The sequence below is a fragment of the Streptomyces sp. LS1784 genome, from assembly GCF_020103755.1.
Lineage (GTDB): Bacteria > Actinomycetota > Actinomycetes > Streptomycetales > Streptomycetaceae > Kitasatospora.
The window spans coordinates 17,961-27,649 of record NZ_JAHSQD010000050.1; the positions used below are offsets into that span (position 1 = coordinate 17,961).

Consider the following 9,689-nt stretch of genomic DNA (forward strand, 5'->3'; position numbering starts at 1 on the left):
GATCACCGTCAAGGGCGCATCCTGGACGCCTAACGCCACCATGGCCCACCCGGGCGCCCGCCTCCGCTGCCGTCGGCAGGCCCGGCTGCCGACCCATCGACCTGGACACGGCGCGACCGGCAACACGACGCACTCCCCTACAGCCCATTCATCTGGATCCGGATCACCAGGCACCTCAAGTGCGCCAACCGGGCCCCACCACGGTCGCCCGCAACGCGCCGGGCCCAGCCGCGGCCAAGGCCCGCACACCGGCATGGGCCGGCGTCTGCGGGAACCGGTTCCAATCCAGAGCCGGGCCTTCAAACGCCACATGATCGCCATGCAGCGCGTCATGGGACACCCGCCCAGGGCCAGGCCGCCGGGCTCCATTGCGTGTGTTGCCCGTTCACCGAGGCCGGTGGCCCGTACGGTGGTTCCCTCAAGCGCGCCCCATCCCCGCCGGTGCGGCCGATGGCGCCCGCACGCCGCGGCCCGGCGGCCGACTCCCTGCGGGCAGGCTGAGTCACGGAGGTGAAGTCGTGGAGCAGTGGGCCAGACGCGAGGACGAACGGCTGCTCACCGGCCGGGGCCGCTTCGTCGCCGACATCGAGGTACCGGGCTGCCTGGATGCGGCGTTCGTGCGCAGTGGCGTGGCCCACGGCGTGCTGCGCAGGGTGGACTGCGCCGCCGCCCGCGAGGTGCCGGGGGTAGTGGGGGCCTGGTCCGGCGCGGATCTGTCGGAGCCGGCACCGCCCGGGCCGACGGCCTCCGGCTCTCAGGGGCTTCCGGCGGTGCCGCACACGTTGCTGGCCGGGCTGTCCACGGAGGAGGCCGTGGCCGGCCGGGAGTGGCCGGCGCTCGCCAGGGACCGGGTGCGGTACGCGGGCGAGGCGGTGGCGGTGGTGCTGGGCGAGGACCGCTACCGGGCCGAGGACGGGGCGGCGGCGGTGTCCGTCCGGATCGACCCGCTGCCCGCGGTGGTCACCGCAGGCGCCGCGGCGGCGGACTCGGTCCGGCTGTTCGACGGTCTGAGCAACACCGCCTTCCGCGGGGAGGCCGGGAAGCCGATCGACGCTTCGGTGTGGCAGCGGGCCGCGGCGGTGGTGGAGGGCCGCTACCGCCAGCAACTCCTGCTGCCCTCCCCGATGGAGTGCCGGACGATCCTCGCCGTGCCCGAGGACGGCCGGCTGACCGTGTGGTCGGGGCACCAGATGCCCCACCGGCTGCGGCGCGAGCTGGCGGCGCTGTTGGGGTGGCCGCTCGACCGGGTGCGCGTGGTGGTCCCGGACACCGGCGGGGCGTTCGGGTCGAAGAGCGCGGCGTTCCCGGAGTTCGTCGTGGTCGCCCACCTGGCGGTGCGGCTGGGCCGGCCGGTGCGGTGGATCGAGGACCGGCTGGAGTCGATGACGGCCGCCACCCGGGGCCGGGGGCAGGACCAGCGGGCGCGGCTCGCCGCCGACGCCGACGGACGGCTGCTCGCCTACGAGTTGGAGGTCGACGCCGACGTGGGCGCCTACCCCCACCTCGGCGCCGGGCTGCCGATGCAGACCGCCTGGATGGCCACCGGCCCGTACGCGACCCCGCAGGTGCACGCGACCGTCCGTTCGGTGCTGACCAACACCATGGTGACGTACCCGTACCGCGGTGCCGGCCGGCCGGAGGCGGCGATCGCGCTGGAGCGGTCCATGGACCTGCTGGCCCGTGAACTCGACATCGACCCGGCCGAATTGCGGCGGCGCAACTTCATCCCGCCACACCGGTTCCCGTACCGGACGCCCACCGGCCGGTGCTACGACAGCGGGAACTACGCCGCCGCGCTGGACCTGGCGCTGGAGACCCTGGACTACCCCGGGTGGCGGGCCGAGCAGGCCCGGCGCCGAACGGATCCCAACGCGCTGCCGCTGGGCATCGGCCTGTCCTGCTACGTGGAACGCTCCGGCGGGGAGCCTGGCGGGCTGCACGAGTTCGGCGGCGTCGAGGCCACGGCGGACGGCACGGTCGTCGTCCGGTGCGGCGCGGCCTGCGCCGGCCAGGGGCACGAGACGGTCTTCCCCGCGCTGGTGGCCGAGGCCCTGGGCGTGGACGCGAGCCGGGTCCGGCTGGTCGAGGGGGACACCGGCGAGCAGCCCGAGGGCCTGGGCTCCTTCGCCAGCCGCTCCGCCCAGGTGGCCGGCGCGATGCTGCGACACACCTCTCAGTTGCTGGTCGCCGAGGCGCGGGAGCGGGCCGCGCGGCTGTGGGACGTTCCGTCCGAGGCCGTGGGCTGGTCCGACGGCGCCGCACAGCTCGGCCGGAGCGGCTCGCAGGCGATCGGACTGGCCGAGCTGGTGCGGGCCACCGGGCCGCTGCGGGTGGACGACCGGTTCGAGACGGGCACGGCCTTCCCCTTCGGCGCCCATGCGGTGGTGGCCGAGGTCGATCCGGAGCTGGGCACCGTACGACTGCTGCGGGTGGTGGCCGTGGACGACTGCGGGGTGCAGCTCAACCCGGTGATCGTGCGCGGGCAGGCCTTCGGGTCGGCGGTGCAGGGCATCGGCCAGGCCCTGTACGAGGGGATCCCCTACCGGGACGACGGCGTACCCCTGTTGGCCTACGGGCTGCTGGACTACCTGCTGCCGACCTTCACCGAAGTGCCGTCCATCGAGGTCAGGGACACCTGCACCCCGGGCCCGGGCACGCCACTGGGCGCCAAGGGGGCGGGTGAGTCGGGCTGCATCGGCACTCCGGCCGCGGTCGTCAACGCCGTGGTCGACGCGCTGCGGATCGCCGACCCCGACCTGTTGCAGATGCCGCTCACCCCGGATGTGGTGTGGCGGGCGGCCCGTGCCCCGAAGCTCACGGAGGCGCCCCGATGAAGCCCGCCTCCTTCGACTACGCCGTACCGCGCACGGTGCCCGAGGCCGTCGAGCTGCTCGGCTCCGCCGACGGGACGGCCCGCGTGCTCGCCGGCGGGCAGAGCCTGATCCTCGACATGCGGCTGCAGCGCGTGCGCCCCGGGCTGGTGGTCGACATCAACCGCGTCGCCGGGCTCGACCGGATCGACGCGGACGACCGCACCCTGCGGGTGGGCGCCCTGGTGCGGCACCGCGCGTTCGAATCGACGCGGTCCGTCCCGGGCCCGCTCGGTGCGCTGTTCGCCCGCGCGGTGGTCCACATCGCCCACCCGCCCATCCGCACCCGCGGCACGATGGCGGGCAGCTTCGCCTGGGCGCATCCCGCCTCCGAGTGGTGCGCCGTGGGCACCGCCTTGGACGCCGGCATCGAGCTGCACGGCCCGCTGGGCACGCGCAGCGTCGCGGCCCGGGACTACTTCCGGGGGCCGCACGTGACCGCGCGCCGACCGGACGAGCTGCTCACCGCGGTGACCTTCCCGCTGCTCGACGAGGACACCGGGGTCGGCTTCACCGAGCACCGCCGTACGCACTTCTGCTTCGCCCAGGTCGCGGTCGCCGCCGCCCTGACGGTGCGGGACGGAGTGGTCGCCGAGGCCCGCATCGGTCTGGCCAACTGCGCCGACCGGCCGCTGCGGGCCCGCGCGGCGGAGCAGGCGCTGATCGGCTCCGAGGCCCGGGCACCCGCCGACGGGCACCGGCTGCCCGAGGGGCACCCGTTCACCCGGGCCGGCCGGATCGCCGCCGAGCAGGACGCCGCACCCGTGCCGGAGCCGTACGCCGATGTCGAGTACAAGCGGCACGCCATCGCGGTCCTGGTCGCCAGGACGCTGCACCAGGCGGCGCGGGACCTGCGATCCCGCCGCACCGAGCCGGACGGAGACCGCGCATGAGGATCACCCTGACCGTCAACGGCGAGGCGTACGAACTCGACGTGGAGCCCCGCCGTATCCTCGCCGACGTGCTGCGGGAGGACTGTCGGCTGACCGGCACCCACCTGGGCTGCGAGCACGGCGTCTGCGGGGCGTGCACGGTGCTGGTGGACGGCGAGGCGGTCCGTTCCTGCCTCGTGTTCGCCGTGCAGTGCGACGGGAGCTCGGTGCGCACCGTGGAGGGCCTCGCCGGGCCCGGCGGCGATCCCCATCCGCTCCAGCGCGCGTTCTCCGCCGAACACGCCCTGCAGTGCGGCTTCTGCACGCCGGGGTTCCTCGTGGTGGCCGCCGGCGCCCTTGCGGCCGATCCCGGTCTCGCCGACTCCCCCGAGCGGGTCGACGCCCTGGTCGGTTCCAACCTCTGCCGGTGCACCGGCTATGAACCCATCCGCCGCGCGATCCTGCGGGCCGCCCGCGAGCAGTACGCGCCGCGCCCGGACGGCGCGCGGGGCCCGCGGTGACGGCCGTCCGCTCACGGCCGCTTCCGGGTCCGGTCGTCGGCACCGGCGGCCGCGTCCGGACCGTCGAGGCCCAACCTGCGCCCGAGGCTGACTCCTTGGCGGTGGATGGCGGTGCCCTCCGCGAGGCGGAGCCGCTCCCAGGCCCGCAGGGCGGTGTCCGCGGACGGCGCTTGCCGCAGGGCCTGGAAGAGGGTGATGGCGTCGGCAGCGGCCTTCTCCGTGCTGGCGGCGGTGTGGGGCCGGACCACGAAGGCGGCGTCCCCGGTCAGCAGGATCCGGTGGTTGCGCATCCTGGTGGCGCGTGCGTCGAGGATCGCCTGCAGGAAGGGCTCCGCGGTGTGTTCCACCAGTTGGCACAGGGGCGGCGGGAGCGTCGAGCGTGCGCGGGTCAGGAGGTCGGTGTGGACCTGGGGTGCGAGCAGTCCCGGCGGCAGTGACAGCCCGTGGTGGGTACCGTTCCGGTCGGTGGTGATGCGGGCGAGTTCGGGCCGGTCCGCCCGCGTGTACCAGACCCAGTTCAATCGGCGGCGGCCCGTTGCGGTGGTGCCGAAGCCGCCCGGGATGAAGTAGCAGAGCAACTGGCTGCGGTCCCCGTCCCAGAAGCTGAACCGGTCGTCGAAGCGCGTCGCCAGTTCCCGGGGGAGGTCGGCTTCGTCGACGACGCCGCGGTAGGCGACGTAGCCGGCGTAGCGCGGCGCACCGTCCGGTGTGACGAGTCCGCGGTGCCGGGAGGCGGATCCGTCCGCGATGATCGCCAGGTCGACTGCCCGGGCCGCCTCGCCGACGTGGACGGTGGCCCCCGCGGGGCTGGGTGCGAGGGCGGTCACCGGCTGCCCGTCGTGGTAGCGCTCGGCGGGCAGCACGTCCCGTAGGGCCTGGTAGATCGTTCCCCAGGAGATCATCCGCTGCCGCATGGGCATGATCCGCACGTTCCCGTCCCCGGTGAAGAACTGCCGATGGGTGACGGGGACGCTGACCTGGTCCGGATCGACGCCGCAGAACTCGCGCAGGAACCAGGCGACGCCCGGTTGCAGCACGATGCCGGCGCCGCGGTCGTCGGGGCGGCCCGTGGAGCGTTCCCAGACGTCCACGTCCAGGCCGAGCCCGGTGAGCGCGACGGCATGGAACAGGCCTGCGAGCGACCCGCCGACGATGCCGACCGAGGTGATGTCGGGTGTTGCGGTCATCGTGAGCACCTCCCTTCCTCGCACCCGGCTCCGGCCTGCGGCCGGCCCGTCCGCTCTTCCAGGGCTTCGGTGAGCCGCTCGACGTCGACCGCGCCGTTGATCGCACGCTCACCCAGGACGAACAGCGGCACACCGCGCAGCCTCAGCCGCCGGGCGAGCTCCTCGTCCTCACGCACGGCCCTCTCCAGCACCGGGTCGTCCAGCCGCTGCGCCACGCCGGGGGCGAGGCCTTCGTCCTCACCCAGTCGGGCCAGCACGGCCGGGTCGCCGATGTCCTGCCCCTCGGCGAAGTAGGCGGCGAACAGCCGGTCCGCCATGGCGGCGCCCAGCCCCGTCTCGCGCTGTGCCAGGGCGATCAGACGGTGTCCGGCCCGGGTGTTCGGTGTCCTGGCGATCTTCTCGTAGTCGAAGGCGATGCCGTCGCCTCGGCCGGCCAGGACCGTGCCGTGGTCGAGTTGCCGCGACCGTTCCCAGCTGCCGAACTTCGCGCTTCGGTAGGTGCGCCGGTCCATCCCCGCCAGGGGCATGGCCGGGTTCAGCTCGAACGCGCGGTGACGGATCCGGAACTGGGCGCCGGTGCGTCCTTCGACGGTGTCGACCGCCTGCTTCAAGCGGCGTCCGCCGATGTAGCACCAGGGGCAGATCAGATCGCTGAACACGTCGATCGTGACCATGGGCCCTCCTCTTCCCTCCTCATCGGACCGACTAGTCTGTTCGATCCGAACGGCAATCGAGCCGAACCCATTCCCACACCCGTCGGAGGCGCCGATGACCAGCCCTGAAGCGACCCGCGCCAAGATCGTCGGAGCCGCCGCCGATCTGTTCGCCCGCTGCGGAGTCCGTGCGGTGGGGATCAACGAGATCTGGCGTGCGGCGGAGGTCGCCAAGTCGACGCTCTACCAGCACTTCCGCTCGAAGGACGAGCTGGTGGCGGCGGTCCTGCGCCGGCGCAACGACGCGTGGTGCGCGCGACTGCGCGCGCTCGCCGAGAGCCTCGACGCACCGGCCGACCGGCTCCTCGCCATCCTCGACCTGCTCGGCGAGGAGTTCGCCGATCCCGCCTACCGGGGCAACGACCTGGTGAACGTCGCCGCCGAGTACCCCGACCCCGACCACCCCGTACGGGCCGCCATCCGGGACCACAAGCGGGAGATCCTCCACTACCTCACCGACCTCGCCACCGCCGCGGGAGCGGACGCCCCGGAGCGGGCCGCCGCCCTGGTGCTCATGCTCGCCGATGGGGCCGTATGCGCCCGGGTCGGTCTCGGTGACGCCGACGCCGCCCGCACCGCGCGCACGGCAGCGGCACGACTGCTGCCGGCCGGCCCGTCGAGCGCCGCCACCCCCTGACGCGGGATCAGGCACCGGACCGGGCCGCCGGGACGGGGCAACGGCTCCCGCCGGACGCCAGGCGGTCCGATCGGCATGACGGTGACGGACGTTCCGTGCACACGGCCAGGCAGAAGCAGGCGGACGCACCGGCCTGGCCGGCCTTCCACCGCGACAGCATCCGCCGGTACGCCGCGCTGACCACCCGGCCGGCGGCGACGGTGTCCCGCTGGGAGCCCAGGCGACCGGCGCCGACGAGAAGCCGAAGGCGCCGGGCAGGCGGCGGGAACCGCTGCCTGCCCGGTGGGCCCGCTGGTGTTCCCGCCTCAGGCGAAGTGCCGGATGGTGGCCGGTTCGGCGGGCTCGTACGGGTGCCACCGGTCCGCGGCGGGCCGGCCCGTGGCGGCGAACGCCGCCACCGCGCGGGAGAACTCCCGCCCGAGGGCACGGACGGCCTCGGTGACCTCGCCGAGCATGGGGCTGTCCGGGTAGGCGTCGAAGGTGTCGAAGAAGAAGGGGAGTTCGACGCAGTGCGTGGCACCCAGTCGGGCCGGGTCCGGAGCCGGGGTGTGGTCGAACCGGTAGACATAGGTGGCGTGGCCGGCCGTGGCGTGGTGGTCGGCGACGGCGAGGGTCCCATCGCGGAACAGGGCCCCGGTGCCGACCTCGGTGAGGACCTCGCCCGGCGTCGCGCCCGGCGTCCTGGCCGCGGCGTCGGCGAACCGCCCTGCGCCGCCCTCGACCAGTGCCGCCGCGATCGAGCGGGCCTGCTCGTCGGTGGCGGACCGGATGAACGGGTCGAACGCGAAGAACGCCGTCATCTCGTCCCTGGTGATCCCGGCCAGCAACTGTTTGCCGTCCAGGCGCCCGTCCGCCAGGGCCTGCTGCCAGGTCGCCGGCATGCCGAAGGAGCCGAGGACGGGGTACATCGGCGGAGCGACGCTGCCCGGGCGGGAGACGTCCCGGGCGAGCTGCCGGTAGGCGGCGAGCAGGTGCTCGGCCGGGACGGTGCGCAGCGCGGCCAGCGGGTCGGAGCTGCGGTCCAGGCCGAGGATCCCGAGGAAGCGGCGGGCGTGGTCGGCCGCCTCCGCCGGGTCCTGCGGCGGGAGCCCGAAGGGGCCGCTCTGGGCGATGACCCGCTCGATCCACGGGCCCGTGTCCGGTGAGAGGGCGAGGTGGAGGGCCGAGAACGCGCCGGCGGACTGGCCGCCGACGGTGAGGAGTTCCGGGTCCCCTCCGAAGGCGGCGATGTTGCTCCTCACCCAGGCGAGGACGGCGGCCTGGTCCCGCGCCCCGAGGTTGTCGACGCCGAGGTCCGGGAGGTAGAGGTATCCGAGGGGGCCGAGTCGGTAGTTGGCGGTGACGACGACGAGGTCCCCGGCGGCGAGGTTGCGGCCGTCGTACCAGTCCCAGCCGCCGGATCCGCTGGTGAATCCGCCGCCGTGGAATCACTCGCCTTTAGGCGAGTGAGGATGTCAACTCAACCGCTCCACCGACGGCGGCAACACCTGGTCCGGGTGGGCCCACAGCAGCGGCGGCCCCTCCCCCTCCGTCGCCGCACCCGAGATCCACGGCGTCCCGGGCGGCGAGGTATTCGCCGTGCTCTCCTGGGGCAGCGACACCACCCCCTTCAAACGCCACATGATCGTGATGAAGCGCGTCATGTGACACCTGCTCAGGACCAGGTGCGGCCTTGTCCATGAATCCTGGCAGAACACCTCCAGGAACTCGGCGTCACCCAGGTCGTCGTCTGCGGACTCTCCGCCGCCATCGGTGTCGAGTCCACCGCCCGGCAGGCCCACGAGCACGGCTTCCACGTGGCGCTGCCCCTCGGCGCCATGACCGACCTCGACGCCGCCACGCACGAGAACTCGGCCACGTTGATCTTCCCCCGCCTCGGAGAGACGGGGGCCACCGCCGAGGTCCTCGCCCACATCGGTGCCTGACCCCCTCCGCCGTCGCGGCCGAGACCCGGCCGCCGCCACCGTCGCCCGGACCACCCCGCCGATCAGCGCGTGCGAGGAACCGGAGGGGATCCTGAGGAACCACGTGGCCAGGTTCCCCAGGATGCTGCCGGTCAGACCGGCGCACACCGCGGTCAGGGTCACCTCCCCACTGGTGGGCGGGGTGGTCCGTACCGTCGGAGCGGCGATCGTTCGGGAACGGCATCCTCGGTGTCGGTGAACTCCCCGACGGTCTCGGCTACTTTCCGCCCTGAGCGAGGCCCGGTGGCTGCTCAGCGGCGGGGCGGCCCCCGATGACCGTGGCATCGGATCCGCTGCCCTCGCCGCCGTCCCGCTCCCGGACGGCGGTGCCCAGTTGCCACGCCTCGATGTCGCGGTAGCGGATGGGGCCGGGGCCGCGGCCGGTGTTGCTGCCGACGAGGTGGAGGTGTTCGGTCCGCCAGGGCCGGCCCACGAAGCCGGTGAGCCCGGCGGCGGCCTGCGGCACGCTGACTGGGTCGTCGCGGCGGGACCGCGCCAACGTCAGGTGGGGGCGCAGCGGGCGGTCCTTGAGGTCGATTCCGCAGGATCTGATCAGGTCGCGGACGTCGCGGGCGAGCTGGTGGAGTCCCTCCAGGCCTCCGTCGATTCCGGTCCACAGGAGTCGCTGGTCGAAGTGGCCGCCGCCGCGTAGGCCGAGATGCAGGGCGGGGTGGGATGCGGCCGGGGTGGCGAGTGCCGACTGTAGGAGCGGTACCGCTGTGGCCGGCTGTTCGCCGAGGAAGGCCAGGGTGATGTGCCAGTCCTCGATCCGGTTCCACCGTAGCCGCGGGTACCTGGCGTAGGCGGGTTGCAGGGCCTGGGCCAGTTCGTTCTTGGCGTCGTCAGGTGGGGCCAGGGCGACGAAGATGCGCAGGGTCGGGGGTTGGGGGTGTTCGTCCACGAGGGGGGAGGTTACCCCGGGGGG

8 protein-coding genes and 1 pseudogene are annotated in these 9,689 nt (G+C 73.9%); 5 read left to right on the forward strand and 4 right to left on the reverse strand.

What is annotated here, in order from left to right; all coding sequences use genetic code 11:
• The first annotated feature begins 518 nt into the window (after positions 1–518).
• The 3 genes from KS423_RS09245 to KS423_RS09255 are packed head-to-tail and all read left to right on the forward strand — an operon-like array spanning position 519 to position 4,263.
• Complete coding sequence (locus KS423_RS09245) at positions 519–2,834, forward strand: xanthine dehydrogenase family protein molybdopterin-binding subunit (RefSeq protein WP_224277059.1); 2,316 nt, start codon at positions 519–521, stop codon at positions 2,832–2,834.
• Entirely contained in the window at positions 2,831–3,763 is a 933-nt protein-coding gene (locus KS423_RS09250; protein WP_224277061.1) for a xanthine dehydrogenase family protein subunit M, read from the forward strand. The genes KS423_RS09245 and KS423_RS09250 overlap by 4 nt, the downstream gene beginning before the upstream one ends.
• The gene (locus tag KS423_RS09255; RefSeq protein WP_224277063.1) at positions 3,760–4,263 is read left to right on the forward strand and encodes a (2Fe-2S)-binding protein; all 504 of its coding nucleotides are present in this window, start codon (positions 3,760–3,762) and stop codon (positions 4,261–4,263) included. Before KS423_RS09250 ends, KS423_RS09255 begins: the two co-directional genes overlap by 4 nt.
• Before the next feature lie 11 nt (positions 4,264–4,274).
• Here KS423_RS09255 and KS423_RS09260 read toward each other — a convergent pair whose 3' ends face one another.
• A complete protein-coding gene (locus tag KS423_RS09260) occupies positions 4,275–5,450 on the reverse strand; it encodes a hypothetical protein (protein ID WP_224277065.1) in 1,176 nt (391 codons plus the stop codon).
• A complete protein-coding gene (locus KS423_RS09265) occupies positions 5,447–6,124 on the reverse strand; it encodes a DsbA family oxidoreductase (protein WP_224277067.1) in 678 nt (225 codons plus the stop codon). The genes KS423_RS09260 and KS423_RS09265 overlap by 4 nt, the downstream gene beginning before the upstream one ends.
• A gap of 94 nt (positions 6,125–6,218) precedes the next feature.
• On the opposite strand from KS423_RS09265, the gene KS423_RS09270 reads away from it, so the two are divergent.
• Entirely contained in the window at positions 6,219–6,800 is a 582-nt protein-coding gene (locus KS423_RS09270) for a TetR/AcrR family transcriptional regulator (protein ID WP_224277069.1), read from the forward strand.
• Between the two features lie 305 nt (positions 6,801–7,105).
• Here the strand turns inward: KS423_RS09270 and KS423_RS09275 are convergent.
• Positions 7,106–8,215: pseudogene (locus KS423_RS09275) on the reverse strand (carboxylesterase family protein); the annotation flags it as partial.
• 270 nt (positions 8,216–8,485) lie between these two features.
• Between KS423_RS09275 and KS423_RS09280 the strand changes: the two are divergent.
• Complete coding sequence (locus KS423_RS09280; protein WP_374119926.1) at positions 8,486–8,725, forward strand: isochorismatase family protein; 240 nt, start codon at positions 8,486–8,488, stop codon at positions 8,723–8,725.
• A gap of 256 nt (positions 8,726–8,981) precedes the next feature.
• Here KS423_RS09280 and thpR read toward each other — a convergent pair.
• Positions 8,982–9,689 (reverse strand): RNA 2',3'-cyclic phosphodiesterase (thpR, locus tag KS423_RS09285; protein WP_374119925.1); only part of this gene is annotated, 708 nt, incomplete at its 5' end.